Raw genomic sequence first — 26,250 nt, forward strand, 5'->3', positions numbered from 1 at the left:
ACGATCAGCTCACTTTAAGACGCTTTCCCGCGATCGCCAGCTTGATTGTCATGTGCACCGACACGCCGCCGGCCTGCCAGGTCTACGGATCTGCAGCCGATGAGCCGGACCGTGGCCGACCTCGGCGATCAGCTGGTGTCGGAGGTGGCCAGCGCTCGGCAAGAAGGTCATCACGAGCATCGTGGACACCTTCTCCCGCCGCATCGTCGGCTGGTCCGCGTCCTTCTGTCGAGACAGAACCAACTCGTCCTGGACGCCCTGGACACTCGCCACTGCCGAGTGGGTCGACTGGTACAACCACCGCCGACTCCACAGTGAGATGGGGCACGTTCCGCCCGTCGAATACGAAGCCAACTTCTACCGAGCAACCACGAACTCCCAGATCACAGCCAACATCTGAGATCTCTACCGAACCCGGATCGGTTCATCCGCGCCGTTCGCCGAGGGCTCCGCAGGATCCAGCACCGCCCTGCCCTCCTCGACGGCTGTCTCGCAGAAACCGGGCTCGCCCTGCACCCCGCATAACCCACTGCGACAACCCGAGTTGAAGTTCAGTAACGAACTACCGGTAGTCGCCACCGGCCGACCATATACGCACGGCAGGGAAATCATTGCGTGGCTCGGTAAACGTGGGTTAGGCTCCTGATGACCAGCATGACCGGGCTGCGTTCCGGAGGGGACCGACGGGGCAGTGATGCTTCGACGGACCGGGCGCCCCCAGGTATTTCATTTGCAGTAGCGGGGGAAATCGTGAGGCGTAGGCCTGTGTATTCCGTCATTGTCATGGCGGACGTCTGTGCTGCTGTGCTGCCGAGTGCATCTTCGAGCCATGGCGCGGCAAGCAAGTGCCTTGTCCTGTGACGCTTCGGAATTCCTCCGGGTGACCATTTCCATTCGCCTTCTTCATCACATTCACCGGTTCGGGCAGGACCGTCAGGTTCCGTAGCCTGCACGACTTCGCGTTCCGGATCACTGATTTTCACCTCCGGCGGCGTACGAGGGTGAGTACCGCGATGACCGCGCGCTGCGGACCCGTCTGACGCCTGCTTTCGCGTGCCTGCCGCCCGCAGAGCGTCGGCAGCACCTCCACCTGTCTCTGCCTTTCTCCTTTCTCTGCCTTTCTCCTGTCTCTACCTTTCTTCTGTCGAGCCGCCGATACGCAGCGGCAGAAAGGTCTTCACCCACGTGAACACCAAGCACCTCGCTTCCGCACGCATGCGGCGGATCGTGACGCGCGGCCTCGTGACCGCCACCGCCCTCACGGCCGTCACCGGCGCAATCGCACCGGGAGCAGTCGCCGAAAGCGCTCCCGCCGTTGAGGCATCGGACGTCGTGGCCCGAGCGGCGGGCATCGGGACGACCGACGCCCAGCGCGTCGAGGCCGCCGCCGTGGTCCGTCTCGATCCGACGTCCGATGTACTCCTGCTCAGCGACTACGACTTCATCCACGCTCTGTGGCAGAAGGCCGGCGACGCGGGAGAGAAGCTGGACGCGGTGCGCACCGCCGCCGAGCAGGCGATGGCCAGCACGTCCGCCGAGGACCACGTGCAGTTCATCGTGTCCGGCGTCCACGAGGCGTACAAGCTCGACCAGCAGCGCGAGCGGGAGAAGGCCGAGGCCGAGCGGGCGGCGCGGCTGGCCAAGTCCCAGGTACTGCTCACCATCGGCATCCCCAGCACCCCGGAACTGCTGGCTCTCAGCGACGACAATTTCATCCGAGCCGTCGCCAAGCACGAGGCGTCCGGCCCCGAGGTACGCGCCGCGGCACTGCAGGCGCTGCTCGGTGAGCCGGCGGACTGGCGGGAGTTCATCGTCAACGGCGCCCGCGAGGCCCACAAGCGGGACGTGGCCAAGGAACTGGAGGACCTCGCGGAGCAGGACCGCAAGGAGGCCGAACGCCGCAAGGAACTGGCCGCCCGCAAGAATGCCGCGGCCCTGTTCCGTATCACGCCCTCCGAGGCCATGCTCGCGCTGAGCGACGACAACTTCATCCGCGAACTGCTGCGCCTGGCCGCCGCCGACTTGCACGGCACCGAGCTGTACGCCGAAGGGCAGCGCGCCACCCTCAGCTCCGACCCGGCCGTGTGGAAGGCGTACATCCACACCGGCGCCGACGCCGCGTACAAGCGTGACGACGAGAACCGGCGCAAGAAGCTCGCGGAGGCGAACCGCAAGCTCGCCCTGCAGATACAGGCCGCCGCGCAGAACGGCGGCGTCAACCCTCACTTGGTCGCCGCGGCCAAGAAGGCCCTGGCCGGCAGCGACGACGACGTCGCGCTGTTCCTGAAGGCGGACACCCAGTACCGGCTCAAGCGCCAGTCCCTGAAGGCGTGGGGAGAAGGCGAGTACGCGCGCCAGTCCAGCGCCGACCGCGGGAAGATCCTTCTCAACGATTCACTCAAGTCCACCAGCGCCCTGGCCGACCGTGAGGACGCCACCTGGGTCGTCGTGCCCTCCCTCGCGAGCCAGCCCGGCTGCTACTCCTTCGAGTCCGTGCGCAAGCCGGGCCACTACCTCAGGAGCGGCAAGGCCGAGGCGAACGGTCTGCGGGTGGAGATCGCCGCGGACGACCGCAGTGCCGCCTTCCGGAAGAGCGCCACGTGGTGCACTCGCACGACCCCCCTGGTGCCCACGAATCACGGCGCCGTGTCCTTCACCCAGACCGCCGGCAGTGGAGTGAACTGGCTCGCGCCCACGACGAAGGACGTTTACGCCCGCTCCACCTTCACGTTTCCCCTGCCCGGCGGTGAACCCGGGGAGGCCAAGAAGGTCCGCATCGCGGGCTGGCGCGTCTCCACACCGCTGGCTCCCTGACGGGGCTCGAAGAGGACGGCGGCCCGGCGTGACAGCGTCGGGCCTCGCGACCGCGCGCGGCCAGGTAACCGCGTGTAGCGGCAGGAGAGGGAAGAGGGCAGAAGTGGTGGCAGATTCCGCCGGTCGCGGCGTGAGACCTCAGAGGTGGGCCGTGGCCGCGTTGGCGGTCGCCGTGCTGACCGGTGGCGGCGTGTCCGTGGGCGCGGCGCCCGCCCGGGCGCATGCCGTGGTGGCCGCCGATCCGGCCGGCCCGGCCTCGGCGGCGGTGGCCGCCGCGGCGGACGAGGCGCGGGCGCGGGTACTGCGGCTGGCCAAGTCGGGTCTGCCCGCGGAGATCCGTACCTCGGCGTGGAACGCGCTGCGCAGTACGCGGGGCGACGCGGCGATCGCGGAGTGGCTGGCCCCCGGGGGCGGTTACGACGGAGCAAAGCAGCGGCTGCGTGATGCACGGTCACGCAACCGGGCGTTCTGCGAGCGGGTGGTGGCCACGCATCCGATGGGGTTCTCCCCGGAGGTGCGGTCGGCCGCGGAGCGGGCATTGAAGGGTACGGATGCCGACCGGGCCGCGTTCGTGAAGACCGGCTACGCCGAGGCGCAGCAGCGTGACCGCACGAGGCGGGAGGCTGATGCGAAGCAGCGTCTGGAGGTCGCTGAGCAAGACCGTGCCTTCGTGCGGGCGCTCGCGGAGGACGACCCGGGTGAGCAGGTGCGGGTGGCGGCGCGGTGGGCGCTGCGGCCCGGCTCCACGGATGCGGACGTCGAGGAGTTCTTCGGCTACGGCTGGGCGACGGGTGCCGCATTGGATGTGGAGGCCTACCGGCTTCGGGTGGCGGACGCGGAGGTCCGGCGCCACCACGTGCTGTCGTTGCTGATCGCGCAGGCGGTGGCCGCCGAAGAGGCGTTGAAGTCGTCGGCGGACGCGGCGCAGGCGCGTGCGGAGGCCGAGCGGGCCTGGCATGCGGTGGCCGAGCACGCGGACGGTGCGCGCAACTCGTGGCTGGCCGAGCAGGATGCGGCCATGGCGCAGGCGGGGAACTGGCAGAACATCGCCCGGCTGGCCAAGGAGAGCGCGGACGGCCTCTGGCAGAAGATCGCAGCGCCGGCCGAGGCTCGGCAGGACGACTGGGCCAAGGAGCAGACGGAGGCCGGCCTGACGGCCTCGTTCTGGAAGGACATGGCCGAGCGGGCCCGCGACAGCGAGAACCGCGTCAAGGGCTGACGCCACGGGCCGGTGCACTCCGCCGGTTGCGTACCGCCGGGTCCGCGGCCATGGCGCCGGCCTGTTCCCCCTGCCCGCGCATCGAGGGCAGGGGGTTTCTTCGGCCGGTCTTCTGTTGCCGGCTTCTTGTCCCGATCTACCGATCGATTCATTGAGGGAGTTTTTTGTGGGGGGAAGACCCAGGACTCGAGCCGGGCGGATACGCGGCCGCGCGCCAGGCCTGATGGGCAAGGTCGTGTCAGCCGTCATGGCGGTGGTCATTCTCGGCGCTGTGGCCGGGGAAGCCGGTGCTGTGACCCCGCCGAGGCCGGGTGACACGGTCGCACCTGCGCAGGTACTGGCCGGGTTGCCGAAATCGGAGGCCGTCGCGCCCCCGGCACGTTCCGCGTTGGGCGACATCAATGCGGAACACGACCGGCAATTGGTGGAGGATTTCGCGGAGTTCGACGAGGAGGAGGAAGTCCGCGAGGCCGCCAGGAAGGCGTTGGAAAGTACGGATCCGCATGCGATCCGGGATTTCCTGGAGCGTGGTGAGGCCGAGGCACGACAGCGCGCCAAGGACAAGCGGGACGCGGCCGATGTCGCGGGCCGCCGCCAGATCGAGGCGTTGCGCGGCACGGGCGGCCCGTTCTTCAACGCGGAGGTCGAGCGGGTCCTGAAGGGCACCGCCCGCGACCGGGCCGACTTCCTGGCGTTCGGCGCCGAGATCGCGCGGCAGCGGGACAAGGCCACGGAGCAGAACGACAAGGAACGCGCGGCGGAGAACCGCAAGCGGGTGGAGATGCTCGTCGGGGTCGGCGGTCCGGAGGTGAAGCGGGCCGCACAGGCCGCCTTGGCCACGGGTGACGACAAGGTGATCGCCGAGTTCCTGGAGAAGGGCTACACGGTCGCCGCGCGCAAGGACGCGGACGACCAGGCGGCCCACGAGAAGGCGCAGAAGGAGGCGCTGGAGGCGGCGGAGCGGCTGCGCAAGCTGGCGGAGAACGCGGCCACGGCCGCCGAGGCCCGTAAGAAGCTGATTGCCGCGCACGGCAACGCGGTGAAGGCACTCAAGACCGCTTCGAACGCGATGAGCTCGGCGGCCTCGCAGTCCCGCGAGGCCGACCGGATGCTCGCCGCCGACCGGGCCGGCAAGCGCCTGTCCGACTACGGGCCGGTCAAGACCGAGATCGCGCGGCAGGTCGGTATCTCCGCGGACGCGGCCAAGCAGGCGCAGGTGGCGGCGGGCCAGGCCAAGGTGCAGGCCGATGTTCTGGTCGAGACGGGGCTCACCCACGGCGTCCAGTGGTCCGAGGTCGCCTCCGGTATCGCGGCTGCGGCGGATGCGGCGGCCAAGGCGGCGGCGACCGCACAGCACGCGGTGGACGCGTCGGCCGCCGACGCTGCCGGGCTGAACTCCCAGAACCAGGCCGAGCTGCACGCGAAGCAGGCTGCCAAGTGGCGGGCGAACGCCGAGGAGCACGCGAAGGCGGCGGCCCGGCTCGCCGAGGCGGCGGCCAAACAGGCGAAGATCGCGGCGGACGCGGCGGCCAAGTCCCGCCAGGCCAGGATCGAGGCCGAGCAGGCCGAGAAGCAGGCGTGGGACCACGCCCAGAAGACGCGCGCCGCACGGATCGAGGCGCAGCGCCAGGCCAGGATCGCATCCGAGCAGAGGGCGATCGCCGAACGCGAGCGCGACCTGGCGGCTGCCGCACGGGCGCGGGCCGAACGGGAACGCGATGTGGCCGCCCAGGCACGTGCGCGGGCCGAGGCCGAAGCACGGACCGCCTCGGCCAAGCGGGCCGACGCGCAGGCCGCCGCGGCCGTCGCGGCCGAGAAGCGGGCCACCGCGCAGACCCAGGAGGGCATCGCAGCCACGGCCGACGGGCTGGCCAGGGGCGAGGAGACCAAGGCCCGCAACGCCAGGAACAAGGCGGTGGAGGCCGAACGCCTCCACAAGGCGGAAGAGGCCCGGGCCCGGGCGACCGAAGCGCTGGCCGCCAAGGCGAAGGGCACCGAGCACGCCGAGACGGCGCGCACGGCTGCCACCGAGGCCCGATCCGCAGCGAACTCGGCCGGAACAGCCGCCGGTGCGGCCCGTGGCTCCGCCGATCAGGCATCTGCGGCGGCGGTGCGTTCGCGTTCGGCGGCCATCGAGGCTGCCGGTGCGGCCGCGCGGGCGCGGGCGGCGGCCAGTGAAGCCACCGCGCACGCCGCGCGGGCCAACGCCGCCGCCAACAAGGCCGAAGCCGCCGCCTTCGCGGCGAACGCGGCGGCGAGCAAGGCGGAGTCCGAGGCCGCGGCCACGCGCGCAGCGGCGCAGCGGGCCAATGCCAAGGCGGCCGAGGCCACCGCGCAGGAAGCCCGGGCCGGCATCGCCGCCCACGAGGCCTCCCGCCTCGCCGGGCTGGCCGCCATCCAGGCCAACCAGGCCCTTCAGGCGGCCAACCGCACCCGGGAGGAAGCCGACGGCGCCACCAGGGAAGCGGCGATGGCCCGCCTGCAGTCCACCATCGCCGTCCAGGCCGCTACCTCTGCCCGTACGACCGCCGCCGGTATCGCCGACCCGGCCAACACCGCCATCCAGCTCACCGCGCCGTTCACCGGCACCGACGTGAACGCCGACTTCGCCGCGGAGGTGGCCCAGGCCGCCCTGGCGACGGGTCAGGCGGAGGTCACCAAGGCCGAGGCCAGAGCGGCGGAGGCGGTCAAGGCCGCCGAAGCGGCCGAAGCCGCCGCCGCACGTGCCAACGCCGAGGTGGGCCCCGCGTTCAAGGCGGCGGCAGCAGCGGCGCGTTCCTCCGCGGACGCGGCACGCTCCTCCGTGGCCGCGATGAAGTCCGCGGCCCAGGCCGCCGAGGACGGAGCCAAGGCACGAGCCGCGGCGGCACGGGCCAACGAGGCCGATGCCCAGGCACAGGCCGACGCGAAACTCGCCCGCCAGGCCGCCAACCAGGCGTTCGCGGACGCGGCGGCGGCCCGTACTGCCGCCACCCAGGCCGAGGCCGAGGCCGAACGCGCCCGTGGAGCCGCCACCGACGCGGAGAACCAGGCCGCGGCCGCGGGCAGCGCCGCCACCCTGGCCGAGAAGGAGGCGAGCGTCGCCCAGGGCGCGGCAACTCAGGCGGAGAAGGACGCCGCCGACGCCGACAAGCTGGCCACCTCCGCCGAGGAGCACGCCAAGTCGGCCGAGACCGCCGCCAAGAACGCCGGTACCCACGCCAAGGAAGCCGACGAGGCGGCCAGACGAGCCGAGGAGTACCAACGCGAGCAGGAGCGCAAGGAGCGCGAAGAGGCAGCCAAGTCCAAGAAGGAGGTCTCCGGCGGCGACCTGACGGAGGCGGAGCGCAAGGCCCTCGAAGCCGCAGGCATCAGCGTGGCGGAGTACGAGGCTGCCCGAGCGCTCGCGCAGAAGGACCTGCTCGACTACCTGATGGAGAACGGCGCCGAACTCCTCGTCGAACTCGCCGCCGAGGAGATCAAGGAGTGCTGGGACGACCCCGACATCCCGACCTGCCTGTGGGCGATCGTCACCAACCTGCCCTGGACGAAGGCCGCCAAGCTATTCAGCAAGCTGCCCAAGCTCGGCAAGATCATCTGGGGGATCAACGACTTCCTCGACAAGTCGGCCAAGGCGAGGAAGCTCGTCGACAAGGGCGAGAAGGTCATCGAGCGCGCCAAGGCCGTTCTCTGCGACACCAAGCCCAAGCCCAGGTCCACGCCCAAGTCCATGTCCAATTCGGCCTCGAGGGCATCCATGGCCGCAGCCTCCTCGGGAGGGGGAGGTTTTGACGGCTGGGACGGCTGGGACGGCTGGGACGACTGCGAGTTCATTCCCACTGGCCAGAACCTCCCCGAGAATGGCATCGAGGTCGCCCTCGACACGATCGCGCTGAGGAACCTGCGGAACTACCACTTCGAGGGCGGAAGCATGGTCTCCGACAAAAAGGGGCTGTTCAACTCCGACCTCACACTCGGGGACCTGAAGGACATCTTCTACGGGGCGATGACGGACCAGGGTGGGTGGAAGCACGCGAATGGCGGTTCCTCCTACCGTGAGAAGAACGTCTGCCTTGACCCCAATAAGAAGTTCGGCAAGTCCTCCAGGCAGAGCGGAGAGCAGGAAACCCACTGCCTCACCATTGTGGTGAGCGTGCACGGGGATCTAGTGACGATGTACCCGATTTCTCCGACACCCTGAAACGAGAGAGGAGACCCGGCATGGGTCTGGGAATGCGGAGACTGAACCGCGCGCAGGATGTCGTCGAGGAGTTCGGTGACGATGTGGAGGATTCGTTCCTCGCGTTGTGCGCGCGAGCGCCGGAAAACAGCCTGCGGCGGGGCATCTCGCCGTACGACCTGACGATGTTCAACACCCCCCAGTTGGAGCGCCTTGTCGTCGAACTCGAAGAGCTGCGAGAGGAGGAGAAGACCCCTGTGGTGAGGCATGTCATCGAGCAGGCCCACCAGGCGATCCGCCGGTCGGGCTACATGCTCTTCATCGGGGACTAGTGGCGCGTGCGTGAGGGGTCCGACAGCTTGCGGTCGGACCCCTCCGGTCGTTCGGGTGCAAGGCCGGGGACGGGTCGCGGATCGGCCATCAAGCAGGTCAAGGGGTCTTCGGAGTCACGATGGACTGGTGGCTCTCGGCGGACGTCGACGTCGTTGACACGTACGCGTATGAACGGTTCGGTTTGCGAGATCCAGACGCTGTGGGTGGATGGCCTCCCCTCGGAGCAGGCCGACGTCAGGGCCTACGGCCCGACTCTTCCGGATGGCAGCCGCGCCAACTGACCCACTTCCCAAGCTGAGAGCGCGAGTTCGATTCTCGTCACCCGCTCCACTACGAACCCCCAGGTCAGAGACCCGGGGGTTGTTTGTTGTCCAGACCCGTGGGCGGGGTGCGCACCACAACCGCACCATTGGCTCTCGACCGATGCCAATGGCCTTCCACGGCCTTCCACCGGCCATCCACCGGCCTTGTGAGGAGCGGCGGTAACCGCCGCACCAACTCGCCCGTACCAGCAGAAGGCCCCGACCGTCCAGGGGGACTGCTCCCGGCTCTCTGCTTGGGCTGGCCTCAGCTCCGAAGCACATGCCTGCCGGAGTGATCACGGGACCGCTCGTGCCTACCGTGATGTGGCATGCCAACCTTCTTACCGACTTCTGGGACCGGCAGGCGCATCGGTCTCGCGGCCCTGGTGGCGGCCACCGTGCTGGCCACCGGCCCGGCGGCGACCGCGCAGGCGCCGGGCTCACGCTCTGGCCGCGACTGCGGCACGCACGATGAGACCCGCCAGGCGCTGCGCATCCTCACCGAGCGCGACAGCATCACCGGTGCCGCGGTCCTGGTGAGCGACCCCACCGCGGACGAGCCCTGCGGACGTTGGGCCGAGACCGCCGGAACGGCGGATCTGCGTGCCGGACGCCCGATGAACACCGTCGACCGGCTGCGCGTCGGCAGCGTGACCAAGACGTTCACCGCGGCGCTCGTCCTCCAACTCGTGGCCGAGCACCGCCTCTCGCTGGAAGCCCCAGTCGACCGCTATCTGCCCGGCCTGATTCACGGGCACGGCCACGACGGGGGCCTGATCACCGTACGACAGCTCCTGCAGCACACCAGCGGACTGCCCGACTATCTCGACGCCCCCGAATGGGAGCATCCCGAGCGGCTGCGGTACCGCCACTTCGAGCCGCGCGACCTCGTCACGCGTGCCCTCGAACTGCCGCGCCCGCAGGGCAACTGGCACTACGCCACCACCAATTACCTCGTCCTCGGCATGATCGTCCGCGAGGTCACCGGCCGTACCCCCGAGGCGGAGATCACCCGCCGCATCATCAAGCCCCTCGGGCTGCACGACACCTACTGGCCCGGCGACGACACCCGCGTCCGAGGACCTCACTCCCGCAGCTACTTCATCGACGGCGACGGCCGGCGCGTCGACGGCACCGCCTGGAACATGACCTTCGGCGGGGTCGGCGGCGCCCTGGTCTCGTCGCCGGGCGACCTGACGCGGTTCGCCGCCGCCCTGTTCGACGGCCGACTGCTGCCCGCGGCCCAACTGGCCGAGATGCGACGGACGGTGGAGACCGACGCCGATCGGCTGTGGCCGGGCGCCCGCTACGGGCTGGGCCTGATCTCGACACCGCTGTCCTGCGGCGGGACGTGGTGGGGGCACGGCGGCACGGTGCCCGGCGGTCACCGGGCGCTGATCGCCGTCGGCCCCGGCGGCCGGAGTGTGGCCGTCGCCCTGAACAAGGTGCCCGCCTCGCTCCAGGCCGAGCTCGACTTCCTGGACCTCGTCGACAAGTCCCTCTGTGAGGGCACGTCTTCCGAAAGGACTTCCGCATGACCGGCTCCTCCCCCGGTACACCGTCCCGTACGACGTCGTCCCCCATCTCCTCAGCCCGTACGGCTCCCTTGCCTCCGGCCCCGCCGCCTGCCCCCACCTCCCCCGCAGCCGCGAGCACGGCCGGACCGCGGCGCGGTTCCACGGCCGGCGGCCTGCACCGGCTCGTGTCGCGCACCGCGGCGGGGGCCGCCCTGTGCCTGGTCGGGGCGCTCACCGTCGCCGCGTCGCCCGCAGCGGCGGCCGAACCCGCCCCTGCGATCGCGGACCCCCTCGCCCGCTACCACCGGCAGTACCTCGACTGGAAGAGCTGCCTGCTCGGACCCGACGACCAGACCGGCAAGGAACTCCAGCAGGCGGGCGCCCAGTGCGCCGATGTCACCGTCCCGTTGAACTATGCCGACCCGGACGGCCGCACGATCACTGTCGCGATCTCGCGGATCCGGGCCACCGACACAGCCCACCGCGTGGGCGCGCTGCTGCTCAACGGTGGTGGCCCCGGCGGGCAGACGATCGGCGACCCGCCGTGGGTGCGCACGGCGATGAAGCAGGTCGGTGAGCGCTACGACGTGGTGGGCGTCGACCCCCGTTTCGTCGGCCGCAGCACACCGCTGGACTGCCACTGGCCCACCGGCTCCTTCATACGCGGCGCGGGGATCGACCGTGCGGGGTTCGACCGCGCGGTGGCCCTGGCCGAGGAACTCGCCGGTCGTTGCCGGACGTCACGGGGCGACGTCCTGCCGTACGTCACGACCCGGAACACCGCACGCGACATGGACGTCATCCGCGCCGTGCTCGGCGAGCCCAGGATCTCCTACCTCGGATACTCGTACGGCACCTACCTCGGCCAGGTGTACGCCACGATGTTCCCCGGCCGCACCGACCGAGTCGTGCTGGACGGCGTCGTCGCTCCGGACAGCTACAACCCCCGGCTGCTGCGCGGCACGGAACCGGCCAACCGGCACGCTCTCAAGGGCTGGGCCTCCTGGGCAGCCGCCCGCGACACCGCCTACGGTCTGGGCCGCACCCCTGGCCAGGTGCTGGCGGCCGTGGACAGCGTCCAGGCGGCGGCCGGACGTACGCCCCTGCCGATCGGCGCCCACCGGGTGGATGAGCATCTGGTGCCCGTCGTCGTCTTCAACGGCCTCTCCCAGGACAACGACGCCGCCTACGCCGATCTCGCGCAGGCCGTACGGGACATGCGTCGCGCCGCCGACGGCCACACGGTCACCCCCTCGCCGTGGCTGGCCGAAACGCTCGGCTTCCTGCTGAATGGATCCGACTCCGCATACGGCAGTGCCCAGACAGCGATCCTGTGCGGGGACGCGTCCGCGCCGCGCTCTCCCGAGGTGTACTGGCGCGATGTCCGACGTGCCCGTGCGCAGGACCCGTTGTTCGGTCCCGTCACCAACAACATCGGTCCGTGCGCGTTCTGGGACCCGCCACGCGAACGCCCCACCACGATCCGCGGCGACCTTCCGGCCTTGCTGGTCAACGCAACCGGTGACCCGCGTACCACCTACCGGAACGCGCAGACGGTGCGCCGCATGTGGCCCTCCTCCCGCCTGGTCACCCTCCGTGGCGCGGACCAGCACGCCGTGTACGGCGTCTTCGGCAGCTCCTGTGCCGACGCGACGGTCAACACCTACCTGGCCAGCGGCCGCCTGCCGGCCACGGACGTCACCTGCGACCGGCCTTCCGGCTGAGGGAGGCGGCCCGTCGAGCGCCGGCAAACGTACGGAGAGGTGTCGCCGGACCTGGCGCGCGCCGCCCGGGGCCCGTCGCTGCGGAGGCGCCGCTCGGCGACCAGGACGATCAAGGGTGAAAGGTGGTCGGCAAGACATACATCACGCCGCCGCGAGAGCACATCTGCCTTCCGGGCGAGGAGTACATCGCCGATATCCGCGTACGGCACGAGCGCCTGGCCACGCTCCAGCGGGCGGACGGAACACCGTCATCGATTCACACCCTTCCACGACCCGAGTTCGGGAACCTCCGGACGCCCGACGGCGTTCGTGTCACTGACGGCCGGACGAGCCGAGCCGTCGGCTCACAGTGCTCAACTGCTGGTTCCGTACGACGACTTGACCGGGGGGGCAAGAGGCGTGCAGCTGCACCGCGCACACCCCACGCGCCCGGCCGCCGTCGCACTCTCCGCGCTGCTCGCGGTCCTGACCTTCCTCCTGCCGGTGTCGGCCAAGTCGACGCCGGCGTCCCGCCCGTCCTCGACGGGCACGGCCGCGACAGCGACCGCGCAGGCGTCCGCGACCGCCGACGCGCAGCGCCCCGTGGCCGTGGCGCACTCCGTGCTCGGCCGCGCCGACGCCGTGCCGTCCCCGTACCACGGCTTCCTGGGTCCTGGCACCGGGGACGCAGCCCCGCACCGCGCTGTCGGCGGCCCCGCCGTGGCCGTGGCGGCCGCGGCCGCAGGAGCGAGCCGGGGCGCCCACGCGTATCGCCCGCGCGGCCCGCCGTCCCGATGGAGCAACGAAGTCCGTATCGACGCCTGACCGTTCGCCTCCGCGCCCGGGGCAGACGTCGACTCCGTCTGCCTGCCCATCGTGGAGAACTCATGTCTCGCGCGCCCATGTGGCGGGCGATCGTCGCCCTAGGTGTGTTCGCCGCCTCGCTCTTCCTCGCTCTCACCCAGTCCGCCCGCCTCGGCCTCGACCTGCGCGGCGGCACCCAGATCGTCCTGGAGACCAAGGACTCACCCGTCGTCAAGGCCAATGCCGAATCGACCCAGCGGGCCCTGGAGGTGCTCCGCCAGCGGGTCGACGCGCTCGGCGTGTCCGAGCCGAGCCTGTACCGGTCCGGACAGCAGCGGATCTTCGTCGAGCTGCCCGGCGTACAGGACCCGCGCGAGGCCGCCGAAGTCATCGGCCGCACCGCGCAGTTGACCGTCCACCCGGTGCAGGGCGCGACGGACCAGCAGGACGCGAACAAGGGGAAGCCGGCCAAGGACGGCTCGCGTACCCTGGCCGACCCCGACCAGAAGGGGGCGTTCCTCACGCTCGGGCCCACCGTCCTCACCGGCGAGGGCGTCAAGGACGCCGAGGCGGTGCTCGACCAGCAGACGATGTCGGGCTGGATGGTCAACCTCACCTTCCGCGGGCAGGCAGGCAAGGACTGGGCACGGGTCACCGGGGCGGCGGCCTGTGCCCCGCAGGGCGCCCCCGAGCGGCGCGTCGCCATCGTCCTGGACGGCAAGGTCCTCTCGGCGCCCGGCGTCAACGCGGATGTGGCGTGCGAGGTCGGCATCTCCGGCGGCTCCACGCAGATCACCGGCGGCTTCGGCCGAGAAGAGGCCCGCGATCTGGCCGCGCTCGTCAAGGGCGGTGCGCTGCCGGTGCCCGTAGAGGTCGTGGAGCAGCGCACCGTCGGCCCCACGCTCGGTGCCGACGCCATCGCCGCCAGCACCCAGGCCGCGATCATCGGGCTCGCGCTGACGGGGCTGTTCATCCTCGTCGTCTACCGGCTGCTCGGCGCCCTGGCCACCATCGCGCTCGCGCTGTACGGGCTGATCTCCTACGCCGTACTGGTCGCTCTGGGCGCGACCCTGACACTGCCCGGACTCGCCGGTTTCGTCCTGGCGATCGGCATGGCGGTGGACGCGAACGTGCTGGTCTTCGAGCGTGCCCGCGAGGAGTATCTGGGAGTCCGCGCCCTGAAGTCGGGTCCGTCGCACCTGGACAAGCCGCTGCGCATCGGCTTCGGCAAGGCATGGAGCGCGGTCGTCGACTCGAATGTGACCACGCTGCTCGCGGCCGGGCTGCTCTTCTTCTTCGCCACCGGACCCGTCAAGGGCTTCGGCGTCACGCTCTCCATAGGTGTCCTCGTCTCGATGATCTCGGCCCTGGTGATCACCCGGGTCCTCGCCGACTTCGCGATCCGGCGCCGCTTCGTGCGCAACCGACCCGGCCTGACCGGGATCACCTCCCATGGCCGGGTGCGTGCCTGGCTCGCGCGCCGCAAACCCCGCCTGGTGCACCATCGGCGCCGCTGGCTCGGCGTCAGCGCGCTGCTGATCGTGGTTGCCGTCGCCGGAATCGGCCTGCGCGGCCTGGAGTTCGGGGTGGAGTTCACCGGCGGGCGCCTGGTGGAGTACAGCACCAGCAGGCCCCTGGACGTGGACGCAGCACGTACGGCGGTCACGGACGCCGGGTTTCCGCGCGCGGTGGTGCAGGAGTCGGGGGACGGGGACATCTCGGTACGCACCGGTGAGCTGAGCAACGACCAGCAGCACACGATCAGAACGGCGCTGGCGAAGGAGGGCGGTGAGGTCACCGTCGAGCGGGACGAGCTGATCGGCCCGAGCCTCGGCGACGAGCTGCGCCGGCACGCGCTCATCGCGCTCGGCATCGCCGTCGCGACCCAGCTGATCTACCTCAGCGTGCGGTTCCGGTGGACGTTCGCCGCCGCGGCGGTGTCGGCCATGGTGCACGACGTGCTGCTTGTGGTGGGCCTGTTCGCCTGGCTCGGCAGGCCCGTCGACAGCGTCTTCCTGGCGGCCCTGCTCACGGTCATCGGGTACTCCGTCAATGACTCCGTCGTCGTCTTCGACCGGGTGCGCGAGGCGCGCCGCCGCGATCCGGCGGCGGACCTGGAAACCACCGCGAACAAGGCCGTCATCCAGACGCTGCCGCGCACTGTGAACACCGGTATGGGCGCGCTGTTCATCCTGGCAGCCCTGGCCGTGCTCGGCGGTGACTCGCTCGCGGACTTCTCCGTGGCGCTGATCGCCGGCGTGGTGATCGGTATGGCATCGACGGTGTTCACCGCCGTGCCGATCGCCGTGCAGCTCGAGGGCAGCCGCCCGGCGCCGCCAGTGCGCCCCAAGCGCAGCGAGGACAGCGGGGCGCGCAGTCCGCTGGAGCGACGCGGGCGGGCGCGGGATTCAGGCGCTGTGGTGTGAGGGCGCGCGGAGGCGCGTGGGGAAGACGCGGATGGCCGGGCGCATCCCCCCGATCCGGCTGTGCAACGTGCAGCATGCTCCTCGTGCGACGCCGGTACCTGTGCATGGCGACAGACCCACGTTTCTTACAAGTGGCTCGGCAACTGTTTCCGCAGGCTGATCAGCCGGGGGCGGTCCGCCTGGGTGAAGAACGCCACCGCGCGGGTGCCGGTGAAAGTGCGGGTGCCGCCCTCGCGCGCGCACCGGCTGAAGCCCGGGCGCAGGGTGTCGGTACCCTGCGCCCGGGCTTCACCCCAGCGCGGACTTCACCAAGGAGGCCGCGGCCTTCATGCCGGCCTCGTTCGGGTGGTATGTGGTCCGTCCCGAGGCCGGCTTGTACTTCTCCACCCACGGGTCGGCCGCGCAGGCGTCGTGACCGTGGCTTGCGGTGGCGAGGCGGACCAGGGTGGCGCCTGTGCGGTTCGCCGTGTCGATGTAGGCCTGCGCGAGGCGGGCGGCGACGGTGCGCTCGAAGGTCCGCTGGTCGGCGGTGAGCGGTACGCCGGTGCAGCCGCCGGTGTCGGGAAGGAGGGTGGAGTAGCTCACCAGGAGGATGCGGGCCTGTGGGGCCCTGGCCTTGACGGCGTTCACGACATTCTCGATCTTCTGGCCCACCGTGCCGAGGGCGGTGTTGATCGCGCCCCGGTCGACGGTGCCGCAGTTCGTGCCGCCGCTGTTCTGGCAGGAGTACGTGACCATGCTCCCCAGGTAGTTGACGTCGTTGCCGCCGATGGTGATCGTGACCAGGTCGGTCCCGCTGTTCACGGCGTTGATCTGTGGCGGCTGCGAACCCTGGTTGGTGGTGAGGATGTTCGCCGTCGTGGCACCGCTGCAGGTGACGTCCGTCAGGTTCGCCCCGGTGTCGCGGGCCACGATGCTGGCGTAGTTGTTGGCCGACCGGCTGCACGCCGCCGCCCCGCTACTCGACTGCAGCGGCGGGATGCTCGGGCCCCGCGGCGAACGAACTGCCCAACGCGACGTAGTCGAGACCGGCCGCCGTGGTCGAGGCAGTCCCCGCCTGAGCGGTCTTCGTGGTGACCGAGTCGGCGGTCCGGGCCAGTTGCGCCTTCGACTGCCGACTGGAGCCGTCCGCTGTTGCGCTGCCACCGCAGGCCGTGAGGGTGAGGGCACCGACGACCAGGGCCGCACAGGCCATCAGGGCGTTTCGTCGGGGTGTGTCCGCTGCCACGAGGTGCTCCTGTCTTCATGGTTCAGGGGGTGTGGTCCGCTCCGGTGCTGTCAGAGAAGAGCAAGCAGTGCTGCATGTGGTTACTGGTGAGACCACCTGATGGCTGTCGCGTGACAGAACCAGGACATCCGGAGGGCCGGCGCATGCCAGCTGTGACGCGTGTGCAACTCACCGTCGAAGAGGGGGAGTTCAGACAGCATGGCCGCGGCGGAGGATCCCCGCCTCCGGCGCCGCGTGGCCCGTGGTGCCCAGGACCCGGGCCGACTCGGACGGGGAACTCGGCGTGGTCGGTCGGTTCGCCGGCCCGTCCCCCGGTTTGCAAGCCCCAGCCACATGCCGGTGAGCGCGCACGATCGTGGAGTCCGCCCGGCCGGCCCAGGTCAGTTCCATGGCGATCTCCGCGCTACCCGGCTTCGTCACGCATTCGGGCCAGGTCCAGGACGGTGATGCAGCGCCGCGGGACAGCCGGAGTTTGCAACCGGCCCCCGACCGCTCAAGGTTGCTGCTCGACGTCCTTCACCGAGGTCGGCCCCAACTGCTTGGCGCTGGCGTACTCCGGCATCGTCATGGGCTTGTCGAACAGGAAGAACGACTGGTTCGTGCCGACCGTGAACTCCATGTACGCGCCCGTCGTGGCGTCGAAACCGTAGTAGGCGTTGCAGGTGGAACCCGACGTGTACGTGCCGTCCATGCCGGGCTGCGCGAGGACCGCGACGCCGTGGGAGGAGGACTCCACCTTCTCCGTCGGAGTGAGCATCTTGCAGCGCGGCACCGGCAGGCCCTTCATGATGAAGTACCCGTACTCGCCGTTGGCGTTCTGGATGTAGACGTACGAGAGTTTGCCCCGCTTTCCCCACGTCTTGATCCACTGGTTGATCGCTTCGCGGGTCGGCGAGTACTCCATGCGGCCCGCCGGCTGCTGGGCCACGAGGTGGTCGTAGTTCTCCTGCTTGGCCTTGTTCTCCTTGTCCTGGCTGGAGTCGGTGCAGGACGTCAGGGCAAGGCCCACAACGAGCGCGACGACGGTGGCCAGCGCCATGCGTGCGAAGTTCTTCATGCGGTGCTGCCCTCTTCCCGGGATGACATGGGGATGAGACGGGGATCAGTTGGTGCACGTCGTGCGCGCGGCACCGGCATCCAGCCGATACGGCAGACCCTTGTCGCGGAAGGGTGCGCGGTGCTCCTGGGCGGCCTTCGAGTTGTAGGCGTTGACCGACTCGATCCGCGTGGCCTTCAGCGCGGTGATCGACTGGTCGATCTGCGTCGTGCGGGTCTCCGAAGCGGCCTTCCGCTCCTCCTGGAGCGCCTGGATCGTTCCTTCGGCGTTCTGCACGGCCTCGCACAGCTCGAAGAACTGCTCGTACGTGGTCTGACGGAACTCGCCCGAGCCGACGGTGTTCTCGCGCTTGTCCGCCTCACCGCGGAACGGTGCGGTGATCCATCCCGCGCCGCCGAAGGCGAACACCCCGATCACGTACAACACCGCCAGGCCGATGACCCCACTGACGGCCCAAGCCCCCATCCGTGCTCCCTCGCGTACCTGCCCCATGGCCATCCCCCTTCACTGGACCCGAATCGGTCGTTACACGCGAGGCACTTGACTCCCATTGAGGCCGGTCGCGGGTGCCGCATGCAGCTGCTGTCGCATGCAGCTGCTGTCGTCCGCCGATGCTAGGGACGAGCGTCCGGGACCGGTCCCGCGAGCCGAAGGCCCAGGTGGTGATCAGACGCCCGGTCGCCCCATACGGCGGCACCGTCAACTCCTGTACCAGGGAGACAACTTGGCCCGGGCCGTGTGCCGCGCCAAGCGGCTCAGGCGGTGGGCGTCGATCGCGCTGACCGAGACGGCACGGTCAAGGTCGTAGGTGAGGCGCTCGGCCGCGGCGGGCTCGGTGACCTGCCCGGTCGTCGGGTCACAGCACCAGGTAGCCGGCGGAGGAAGTGGATTTCACCGTGCTGTTCGGTCGATGAGTCGCATGCAAGGATGTCGCCCGTGACCGGATCGTCATCCTCGCCTGTCGCCGAGGGTACGCCTCGCAACCACGGCCTGGGCGCCCGTGCCGCTGCCGCGCTCGTGTTCGGGTCCTCGGCCGCGGTTCTGGTGGTCGAGATCGTCGCTTTGCGGCTGCTGGCTCCCTACCTCGGCCTCACCCTCGAGACCAGCACCATGGTGATCGGCATCGCCCTCACCGCGATCGCCCTCGGCTCGTGGCTGGGTGGGCTCATCGCCGACCAGGTCAATCCACGTCGGCTGTTAGGTCCCTCGCTCGGGGTGTCGGGAGCGGTCGTGGCGGTCACCCCTGCCGTGCTGCGCACCACTGCGGAGTGGGCGCCGGCGATGCTCCTGTTGATCGCGTCGCTGACCATCCTCGTGCCGGGCGCTCTGCTCTCGGCGGTGACGCCGATCGTGACCAAGTTACGGCTCACCAGCCTCGCCGAGACCGGAACGGTTGTCGGCCGGCTGTCCGGCGTGGGCACCTTCGGCGCCATCTTCGGCACCGTCCTCACCGGCTTCGTCCTCGTATCGCGGTTGTCGGTCAGCGGCATCCTGATCGGCCTCGGAACTCTGCTGGTGGTCGGCGCGGCGCTGGTCGAGTGGCGAACGCGCGGGTGGAGCGGCACCCCTGCCCTCACACTCGTGGTCGTTGCCGGCGGCCTCGCCACCACGGTCGCGCCCGGTGCCTGCGACACGGAGACCAAGTACCACTGCGCACGGGTCGTCGCAGACCCCGACCGGGACAGCGGCCGCACGCTCGTTCTGGACGGCTTGCGGCACTCCTACGTCGACGTCGACGACCCGACCTTCCTGGAGTTCGAGTACGTGCGCGCCATCGCGTCGGTGGTCGATGCCGCCTTTCCCGAAGGTGAGCCACTGGTTGCCCACCACGTGGGCGGCGGCGGGCTCACCTTTCCCCGTTACCTCGCGGCCACGCGGCCCGGGACGCGCAGCCTTGTGTCCGAGATCGACAGCGGGGTCGTGCGCATCAACCGCGACCGACTCGGTCTGGGATCAGAAGCCGGTATAGACGTACGCGCCGAGGACGGCAGGCTCGGCCTGCGGCGACTGGACGCCGGCAGTCGTGACCTCGTCGTCGGCGACGCCTTCGGGGGTGTCAGCGTGCCGTGGCACCTCACCACGGTGGAAGCGATGACCGACGTACGGCGGGTGCTCGACGACGACGGCCTGTACGTTGCCAACCTCATCGATCACGGCGGTATGGCCTTCGCACGTGCCGAAGCAGCCACCCTCAGCGAGGCCTTCGAGCACGTGGCCGTCGTCGGCGAACCCGCCGAAATCGGCCTCGACCCGACCGCCACCGCCGAGGGCGGCAATCTGGTGGTGCTCGCCTCCGACCGACCGGTCGACCTGCACGCGACCCAGGAAGCACTGAACGCCCGGCAAACCGGCTGGAAGATCGCCACCGGCGACGACCTCACCTCCTGGATCGGCGATGCCCGACCGCTCACGGACGACTACGCACCCGTCGACCAGCTCCTCCAGCCCTCCGGCCCACGGAGCAGCCAGTGACAGGACACGTCACATGAACCCGGCGATCCGCTCGGACCCGGATGACTCACTGCGACACCACGAGTTCAAGCTCAGTAAGTCGAGGCCAGGACCTGCGGCGCTCTCAGCTGACCTCACAGCGCCGCTGCGGTCCCCGCGCGGCGACGCCTGCGTCGGCGCCTCGTTGAGCAGCGTGACGGCTGGCGCCCGGTACACCTCTCCACGCGTAGGTGACAGCCCTGTCGCGCGACATCACCAGGACCGTGCCCATGCCGCCTGACACCGAACGCGATGGGGTGTCTGACCAGATGCTCCGGACACGCAGCGCATCCGGAGGCACCCAGCACGCGCCGGTCATGACTTTGCAGACGCCTCCAGAACGCGAGACCTGGTCAGAGAGGTCACGTAGATGATCGCTGCGAAGCCGGCACTCACGGCAACCAGGATCAGCCAGAAGGAGCGGTCCACCGCTCCTTGACCCGTTGAAAGCATGGCCGCCAGTCCGTTGGCGGCCGCACCACCGGCGGCTATTGCCGTGCCCACGAAACCGAAGGCCATGCCGCGCCGATGCGCGGGGATCGAGGCGGCGATCTCGCTGTCCAGCCGTGGGTCGATCAACACTTCTCCGATGGAGAAGAGCAGGACACAGACGATCAGGCCGGCCATCGATCCCAAGGAGGCGGCCGCGAACCCGCTTCCCATCAGCAGGAGCGCGCCTGCTATGACAACTGCTGAACCGCTGATTCTGCTGACGGTCTGATTCAGGGGAACCTGGAGCAGTACGACAGCAGCGGCATTGACGGTGAACAGTACGCCGACGAAGGCCGGATTCTGCACACTGCCGGTGAACACCGGTAGTGCGTACTCGAGTTGGATGTAGCAGAAACCGAAGGCGAAGGCACACAACAGGACCCACGCGAGCTGCCGGTAGTCCAGCGGTGAGGCCGCGGTCTCCGCGGACGTCCTGGCTGCTGGTTCGTCAGCGGCCGGCAACGTACGCAGGCGCAGCAGGACGACGGCCAGGACAACGAAGACAGCGCTGGTGATGACGAAGCCGACCCGGGCGTCGGCAAGGAGCAGCAGGAGGCTGCCGGCCAGGGGGCCGAGGGCGTTGCCCGCGTTGTTCGCCGTGCTCCGAAGTGCGAACAGCGTTCTGAGCTGCTCACCGGTGCCCAACAGCCGCACCAGTGCCGACTTGGAGGCCGGTACATAGATCGCGCCCCCGAATCCGAGGAGCGCGCACGCAGCCACCACCTGCACAGGTCCCGAGGCGCCCAAGATCGCCAGGTACGAAAGGGCCCTGATCAGCAACCCCATGCACATGGCGCCGACCGGACCGACGCGGTCTGCGATCCACCCGCCCAGCATGGTCAGCCCCTGCTGGGACCAGAACTTCACCGTGATCGCCACGGCCACCACGGCGGAACTCAGACCTTCTTCCCGGGTCAGGAAGACCGCGAGGTACGGGAGCACGAGGTTGCTGCCGAACGCCACCGCGAAGTTGCCGGTCAGCAGGAGGAGGCAGCCAGGCGTGCGCCTGGCCAGGCGCAACGTCTCGATCATTCGCTGCCTTGGGCTTCGGGCTGGATGACCGTGGAGCTTTGGAACCAGACCAGCGCCTCGCCCAGCGCAGTCTCGACCTCGGTGCGCGTGTCTCCGACCGCCAGCACGGAACCGATCTTGTCCACGCTCGTCTGGGCCCTCGAGAGGACCGTACCCGGTTCGACGTGCCGGCGATACTGAGTGGTGCCGGGGACCGGGCACTCGGTGGGTATCTCGGTCACGGTGCCGGCGCGAGGCGGGAACAGCGACCAGCCGGCTATCCGCACTGGGGTGGCAGGGATCTGCGGCAGTTCGTCACTGCTGTGGGCCCTGACGTAGACCTCGGGCAGCGTGACGCCGAAGCTCTGTCGCAGAACGTGTTCGATCATGCCGCCGCCCATCCGGCTGGCGATCTCGTTGAACACGAGACGACCGTTCGCGTCGAGGAAGACTTCGGCGTGGAACATGCAGGTGTCCGGGGTCGGCAGTGCGGCCAGCGCTTGGCGGGTGAGGTCCCGCACGGGGACCAGCAGCGGGTCGGCCGGGTCCAGGAGGGAGCTCTGCAGGGCACCCCCCTCCTTGAAGTCCAGACAGGTGGTGTCACCATGGGTCGAGGGCCACATCAACAGCGTTTCACCGGCCACGACGATGCCGTCGATGTGGATGAGTTCGTGCTCGATGTACTTCTCGGCGAGCAGTTGGGCGCCGTCGTCGGTTCCCAGCGAGCGGTGGGTGGCAAGGAGTTCTTCAGTGTCCTGCTGATCGTGCAGCACGTGGACATCGATGGAACCGCCGCCCCACCGCGGCTTGACGACTACTGGATACCCCTCCTGATCGATGAATCCGAGCAGATCGGCGAGGTTGGCGACCGATGCGTAGGGGGCGAGGGGAACTTGGGCCCGCTCCAGTAGGCGCTTCATCTCCAGCTTGTCCCGGAACGCCGTGGCGCTGGCGACGTCCTGTCCCGGTACGGCGAACAGCTCACGCAGCCGGGCGGCTCGCAGGATGTCGAACTCGGAGAGCGCCAGAACGCGGTCGAAGTCCCATTTTTGATGGAGCGCCACGGCTCTTGCTTCCACCAGGGGGTTGAAGTGGAAGTCCTCCATGATCTCCACGTGTGCATATCCAGCAAGTTGCGCTGATCGCACGTCCGGGTCGGACGAGACGGCTGCCGCATCGGTGAGAAGTATGACTTCGTGGGCGGCGCCGAGCCAGTCGGGAAAGCGGCGGCCTGTAAGCGGAGTCCGATTGAGTACCAGGTACCTCATCGGACCTCCACCGTGATGGCGTCGCGGAACTCCTGGAATGCCGCGTCGACGGCCGCGGCGGTGGGAGCCGAGAAGACGACGTGTCCGTGGGCCGCCGACGCGTGCGGCGGAACGAGAACCTGGTCGCCGGGCTGTCCGTACAGCATGATCTCGCCGACCCGAGGGTCCGACTCGATGGTGTTCAGGCCCGCCACGCCGACCAGTTCACCGGCCCGCTCGGCGAAGAAGAGATAGAAACCGGTGGGCGTCGGCGAGTTCGGTACGTCGAGTTGCGGCTCACGGCCAGTGGCGAGGTCCAGCAAGGCATCGACCATATCGATGCCGGTGCTCAGGAGAACGGACTGGTATACGGGGCCACCGCCAAGACGCGCAGCGGTTTCGAGGATGTACGGTTCACCGTCCGCTGTGATGCGGAACTCGGTGTGTGTGGCGCCGGTGCCTATGCCGAGCGCGGAGTGGGCGGCGTCCACGGCCTTGGTGATGCGCTCGACCAATTCCGCCGGAAGGCGCGTCGGTGTCGTGTAGTAGACCTCTTCGAAGAAGGGGCCTTCCATCGGAAGTGGCTTGTCGTGTATGGCTACGACGCGGGTCCCACCGTCTACGACGAGCGATTCGACACTGATCTCGGAACCGGGGACATACGCCTCCAGCAGGATGGCCTCGCCGTACTGCTCCCGGGTGCGGGTGTGCAGCGGGTCGTGGGCGAAGCCGGTCCAGGCACCCTTCTGAATGGGCGCGAAGTGCTCGGCCAGTTCCGCATCGTCGTTCACTCGGCGCACGTACTTGCTTCCGCCGCCGATCAACGGCTTCAGGACCAAGGGGTACTTGAGCTTCCTCGCACCTTCAAGGGCCCCCTCCAGGGTGGAGGCGAGGTGGAATCCGGGCTGTACGAGCCCTGCCCGGCCAAATGCGGAGCGCATGGCGTATTTGTCGCGCGCCAGATACGCGGCCTTTTCATCGATGGACGGAAGCCCAAGTTCCGCAGCCACCGCGGCCGCTGCGGGGACACTCTGCTCGACGAAGGTCACCACCCCACGCACAGGCTCGTCCTCGGTGGCGACGAGCGCGCGAACCGCGGCAACGGTCTCTTCTATGCTGGTCGTATCCGCTGACACCACGCGATCGACGTAGGAACTCTCCCACGACGCGTCCTTCATGACCATCAAAAGGCGTTCGCCGTGTTCTCGGGCGTAATCCCGCACCCGGGACAGGTGATTGCGGCGGCTGAGATTCCTGGTGTGCAGAAGGAGAATACTCACAGTTCCGTCTCTCAATCAGTGGAAGTACTACCCGTACCAAGGCGCGACGGAAGAAGCCCCCGTTACCGCGGCAGTCCGGCCACGCTGAATTTCGGACATACATGATCATTCACGCCAACCAGGCGCGCTACAGGGCCACTTGGCGTGAAGTTAATGCATGTCAAAGATGATCAGATCATGCTAGCGTTCGGTCGGTCAATCACTCGGGGGGGCGATATGCGTACTACGCCGTGTTGGCCTCCCGGGGTAGAACGCACGTAAGGGAACATCAACCCATGCCCCGCAGCATCACCATCGGTAAGAACCTGATTACCGACAGTGCGAGTGCTTATGTCATAGCCGAGATTGGACACAATCACGGTGGTGATGTAGAAAAGGCGGCCGAGCTGATTCGCATGGCCGCGGAATCCGGCGCGCACGCCGCGAAGCTCCAGAAGCGCGACAACAAGGCCCTGTTCACCAAGGCGATGTACAACGAGCCCTACACGGGCCGGAACAGCTTCGGTCCCACGTATGGCGCGCATCGCGAAGCGGTGGAGTTCGGCGCCGATGAGTACCGGCAGCTTGCAAAACTCTCCGCGGAGTTGGGCATCGATTTCTTCTCGACAGCCTTTGATCTGCCCAGCGTTGACTTCCTTGCGGAACTCGGAGTTCCGGCCATCAAGATTGCCTCCGGTGATCTGACCAATACGCCCCTGCTGGCCCACGCGGCCAAGACCGGCATCCCCCTCATCGTGAGCACGGGCGGTGCGGACATGGAAGAGGTCCGCAGGGCTGTCGAAACCATCGCACCGCTCAACGACCAGCTCGCGCTGCTCCAGTGCACCGCTGCCTACCCCGCCACCCCCGACGTACTGAACCTCTCGGTGATCAACACTTACCGCGAGGCGTTCCCGGACGTGGTGGTCGGGCTGTCAGGCCACGACATCGAAACCGAGTCGAGCGTGATCGCTTACACGCTGGGCGCCCGCGTGATCGAGAAGCACGTCACTCTGGACCGCACCCTGCCGGGCAGCGACCACCACTTCTCCCTGGAGGCAAGCCACTTGCGCGAGCTGGTGGACAGCCTTGAGCGGACCCGCCGTTCCCTGGGCAGCCCTGAGAAGCGTCAGCTTCCCGTAGAGGCCCCGGCCCTGCGCAAGATGGCGAAGAAGCTCGTCGCCGCCCGTGACCTGAACCCCGGACATGTCCTCACCGTGGAGGACATCGCCATCAAGTCCCCCGGAGACGGCCTCCGTCCGTACCTGATCGACGAGGTGCTCGGCCGCCCGCTGGTGGCGGGGCTCTCCGAAGACGACGCCATCCAGTTCGACGACCTCGGCTGAGCGCCGCGTGAGTATGCGCGTCGACCTCAGCGGTCAGGTCGCGGTGGTCACAGGGGTGTTGGGCCGCCTCGGTGGGATCTGGGCGGACGCCCTTCTCGGCTCGGGAGCCGTAGTGGTGGGCCTCGACCGCACGACGACGATTCCCCCGGAGTTCGGGGAGTTGCTCGCCCGCCACCCCTCCGACCGCTTTCACCTTGTCGAAGCCGACGTCACGGAGACGGCGAGTCTGCGCAGGGCCCTGGAGACATGCCTGGTCAAAGCGGGTTCTCCGACGATCCTTGTCAACAACGCCGGGATCGACCAGCCGCCGGCCGCGACGGGCGGCAGCTGGCACTTCGGCGACATCCCCGCCGACGTCTCAGAGGCCGTCCTCAACGTCAACGCCCTTGGTGTGCTGAGAGTCTGCCAGGTGTTCGGCCCGGAGATGGTCCGCAAGGGCACCGGATCCGTCATCAACATCGGGTCCCTGTACGGCAGCATGGCGCCGGACCCGCGGCTCTACGAACACCTGCCGCAGGACCCGCCCTTTCTCAAGCCGCCCTCCTACGGGATGTCCAAGGCCGGCGCTGCCGCGCTGACCAGGTATCTCGCCGCGCTGTGGGGCCCGCAGGGGGTACGGGTCAACACGCTCTCGCCCGGCGGGGTGCTGGGGGGACAGGATCCGCTCTTTCGCGGCAAGTTCAGCGATCGTGTCCCGCTGCGCCGCATGGCTGAGGCCACGGACCTGACGGGGCCGCTGCTCTTCCTCGCCTCCGACATGAGCAGCTACGTGACCGGCACCGAACTGCTCGTTGACGGCGGCTACGTGTGCTGGTGACCCGGCCTGCCGCTCGTACTTCTGGA

18 protein-coding genes and 1 pseudogene are annotated in these 26,250 nt (G+C 69.1%); 12 read left to right on the forward strand and 7 right to left on the reverse strand.

Features of this window, described 5'->3' with window-relative positions; all coding sequences use genetic code 11:
- Nucleotides 1-265 precede the first annotated feature (265 nt).
- The 9 genes and pseudogenes from ABD932_RS21315 to secD form a co-directional block, all read left to right on the forward strand.
- Nucleotides 266-400, forward strand: a pseudogene (locus ABD932_RS21315) (IS3 family transposase); the annotation flags it as partial.
- A gap of 785 nt (nt 401-1,185) precedes the next feature.
- On the forward strand, nt 1,186-2,814 hold the full coding sequence (locus tag ABD932_RS21325) for an AbfB domain-containing protein (protein WP_345015092.1): 1,629 nt from the start codon (nt 1,186-1,188) through the stop codon (nt 2,812-2,814).
- A 130-nt stretch (nt 2,815-2,944) separates the two neighbouring features.
- The gene (locus ABD932_RS21330) at nt 2,945-4,033 is read left to right on the forward strand and encodes an ALF repeat-containing protein (RefSeq protein ID WP_345015094.1); all 1,089 of its coding nucleotides are present in this window, start codon (nt 2,945-2,947) and stop codon (nt 4,031-4,033) included.
- Between the two features lie 247 nt (nt 4,034-4,280).
- Nucleotides 4,281-8,213, forward strand: a complete 3,933-nt coding sequence (locus ABD932_RS21335; RefSeq protein WP_345015096.1) for an ALF repeat-containing protein — start codon at nt 4,281-4,283, stop codon at nt 8,211-8,213.
- A 20-nt stretch (nt 8,214-8,233) separates the two neighbouring features.
- On the forward strand, nt 8,234-8,524 hold the full coding sequence (locus ABD932_RS21340; RefSeq protein ID WP_345015098.1) for a hypothetical protein: 291 nt from the start codon (nt 8,234-8,236) through the stop codon (nt 8,522-8,524).
- A 632-nt stretch (nt 8,525-9,156) separates the two neighbouring features.
- Complete coding sequence (locus ABD932_RS21345; protein ID WP_345015100.1) at nt 9,157-10,365, forward strand: serine hydrolase domain-containing protein; 1,209 nt, start codon at nt 9,157-9,159, stop codon at nt 10,363-10,365.
- On the forward strand, nt 10,362-12,068 hold the full coding sequence (locus ABD932_RS21350) for an alpha/beta hydrolase (protein WP_345015102.1): 1,707 nt from the start codon (nt 10,362-10,364) through the stop codon (nt 12,066-12,068). The genes ABD932_RS21345 and ABD932_RS21350 overlap by 4 nt, the downstream gene beginning before the upstream one ends.
- Nucleotides 12,069-12,467: 399 nt before the next feature.
- Nucleotides 12,468-12,872, forward strand: a complete 405-nt coding sequence (locus tag ABD932_RS21355; protein WP_345015104.1) for a hypothetical protein — start codon at nt 12,468-12,470, stop codon at nt 12,870-12,872.
- A 62-nt stretch (nt 12,873-12,934) separates the two neighbouring features.
- Complete coding sequence (gene secD, locus ABD932_RS21360) at nt 12,935-15,277, forward strand: protein translocase subunit SecD (RefSeq protein ID WP_345015106.1); 2,343 nt, start codon at nt 12,935-12,937, stop codon at nt 15,275-15,277.
- A gap of 288 nt (nt 15,278-15,565) precedes the next feature.
- On the opposite strand, the gene ABD932_RS21365 is transcribed toward secD, so the two are convergent.
- The 4 genes from ABD932_RS21365 to ABD932_RS21380 all read right to left on the reverse strand — a co-directional run bounded on the left by ABD932_RS21365 (nt 15,566) and on the right by ABD932_RS21380 (nt 18,060).
- Nucleotides 15,566-16,189 carry an SGNH/GDSL hydrolase family protein gene (locus ABD932_RS21365; protein WP_345015108.1) on the reverse strand — a complete coding sequence of 208 codons (624 nt, stop codon included), beginning with the start codon at nt 16,187-16,189 and terminating at the stop codon, nt 15,566-15,568.
- Nucleotides 16,190-16,235: 46 nt separating this feature from the next.
- A complete protein-coding gene (locus ABD932_RS21370; RefSeq protein ID WP_345015110.1) occupies nt 16,236-16,505 on the reverse strand; it encodes a hypothetical protein in 270 nt (89 codons plus the stop codon).
- Between the two features lie 493 nt (nt 16,506-16,998).
- Nucleotides 16,999-17,562 carry a hypothetical protein gene (locus tag ABD932_RS21375; protein WP_345015111.1) on the reverse strand — a complete coding sequence of 188 codons (564 nt, stop codon included), beginning with the start codon at nt 17,560-17,562 and terminating at the stop codon, nt 16,999-17,001.
- 45 nt (nt 17,563-17,607) lie between these two features.
- Nucleotides 17,608-18,060: a hypothetical protein gene (locus ABD932_RS21380; protein ID WP_345015113.1), complete on the reverse strand. Its 453-nt coding sequence runs from the start codon at nt 18,058-18,060 to the stop codon at nt 17,608-17,610.
- A gap of 429 nt (nt 18,061-18,489) precedes the next feature.
- Here ABD932_RS21380 and ABD932_RS21385 point away from each other — a divergent pair, with 429 nt between their 5' ends.
- Nucleotides 18,490-20,034 carry a fused MFS/spermidine synthase gene (locus tag ABD932_RS21385; protein ID WP_425587493.1) on the forward strand — a complete coding sequence of 515 codons (1,545 nt, stop codon included), beginning with the start codon at nt 18,490-18,492 and terminating at the stop codon, nt 20,032-20,034.
- A gap of 333 nt (nt 20,035-20,367) precedes the next feature.
- On the opposite strand, the gene ABD932_RS21390 is transcribed toward ABD932_RS21385, so the two are convergent.
- The 3 genes from ABD932_RS21390 to ABD932_RS21400 are packed head-to-tail and all read right to left on the reverse strand — an operon-like array spanning nt 20,368 to nt 24,082.
- Nucleotides 20,368-21,576 carry an MFS transporter gene (locus tag ABD932_RS21390; RefSeq protein WP_345015118.1) on the reverse strand — a complete coding sequence of 403 codons (1,209 nt, stop codon included), beginning with the start codon at nt 21,574-21,576 and terminating at the stop codon, nt 20,368-20,370.
- Entirely contained in the window at nt 21,573-22,823 is a 1,251-nt protein-coding gene (locus tag ABD932_RS21395; protein ID WP_345015120.1) for an ATP-grasp domain-containing protein, read from the reverse strand. Before ABD932_RS21395 ends, ABD932_RS21390 begins: the two co-directional genes overlap by 4 nt.
- A complete protein-coding gene (locus ABD932_RS21400) occupies nt 22,820-24,082 on the reverse strand; it encodes an ATP-grasp domain-containing protein (protein ID WP_345015122.1) in 1,263 nt (420 codons plus the stop codon). Before ABD932_RS21400 ends, ABD932_RS21395 begins: the two co-directional genes overlap by 4 nt.
- Before the next feature lie 275 nt (nt 24,083-24,357).
- On the opposite strand from ABD932_RS21400, the gene ABD932_RS21405 reads away from it, so the two are divergent.
- Nucleotides 24,358-25,407, forward strand: coding sequence for an N-acetylneuraminate synthase family protein (locus ABD932_RS21405; RefSeq protein ID WP_345015124.1), 1,050 nt, complete (start codon nt 24,358-24,360; stop codon nt 25,405-25,407).
- A gap of 13 nt (nt 25,408-25,420) precedes the next feature.
- Nucleotides 25,421-26,224: an SDR family oxidoreductase gene (locus tag ABD932_RS21410; RefSeq protein WP_345015397.1), complete on the forward strand. Its 804-nt coding sequence runs from the start codon at nt 25,421-25,423 to the stop codon at nt 26,222-26,224.
- Nucleotides 26,225-26,250: the final 26 nt, after the last annotated feature.

The organism is Streptomyces shaanxiensis, from assembly GCF_039537145.1.
Taxonomy (GTDB): Bacteria; Actinomycetota; Actinomycetes; order Streptomycetales; family Streptomycetaceae; genus Streptomyces; species Streptomyces shaanxiensis.

Excerpts from the sequence above, each read along its gene's own strand:
- ABD932_RS21410 (WP_345015397.1), top strand. The coding sequence starts at position 25,421 with ATGCGCGTCGACCTCAGCGGTCAGGTCGCGGTGGTCACAGGGGTGTTG.
- ABD932_RS21345 (WP_345015100.1), top strand. The coding sequence starts at position 9,157 with ATGCCAACCTTCTTACCGACTTCTGGGACCGGCAGGCGCATCGGTCTC.
- ABD932_RS21375 (WP_345015111.1), bottom strand. The coding sequence starts at position 17,562 with ATGAAGAACTTCGCACGCATGGCGCTGGCCACCGTCGTCGCGCTCGTT.
- ABD932_RS21405 (WP_345015124.1), top strand. The coding sequence starts at position 24,358 with ATGCCCCGCAGCATCACCATCGGTAAGAACCTGATTACCGACAGTGCG.
- ABD932_RS21340 (WP_345015098.1), top strand. The coding sequence starts at position 8,234 with ATGGGTCTGGGAATGCGGAGACTGAACCGCGCGCAGGATGTCGTCGAG.
- ABD932_RS21380 (WP_345015113.1), bottom strand. The coding sequence starts at position 18,060 with ATGGCCATGGGGCAGGTACGCGAGGGAGCACGGATGGGGGCTTGGGCC.
- secD (WP_345015106.1), top strand. The coding sequence starts at position 12,935 with ATGTCTCGCGCGCCCATGTGGCGGGCGATCGTCGCCCTAGGTGTGTTC.
- ABD932_RS21385 (WP_425587493.1), top strand. The coding sequence starts at position 18,490 with ATGTCGCCCGTGACCGGATCGTCATCCTCGCCTGTCGCCGAGGGTACG.
- ABD932_RS21395 (WP_345015120.1), bottom strand. The coding sequence starts at position 22,823 with ATGAGGTACCTGGTACTCAATCGGACTCCGCTTACAGGCCGCCGCTTT.
- ABD932_RS21350 (WP_345015102.1), top strand. The coding sequence starts at position 10,362 with ATGACCGGCTCCTCCCCCGGTACACCGTCCCGTACGACGTCGTCCCCC.
- ABD932_RS21335 (WP_345015096.1), top strand. The coding sequence starts at position 4,281 with ATGGCGGTGGTCATTCTCGGCGCTGTGGCCGGGGAAGCCGGTGCTGTG.
- ABD932_RS21390 (WP_345015118.1), bottom strand. The coding sequence starts at position 21,576 with ATGATCGAGACGTTGCGCCTGGCCAGGCGCACGCCTGGCTGCCTCCTC.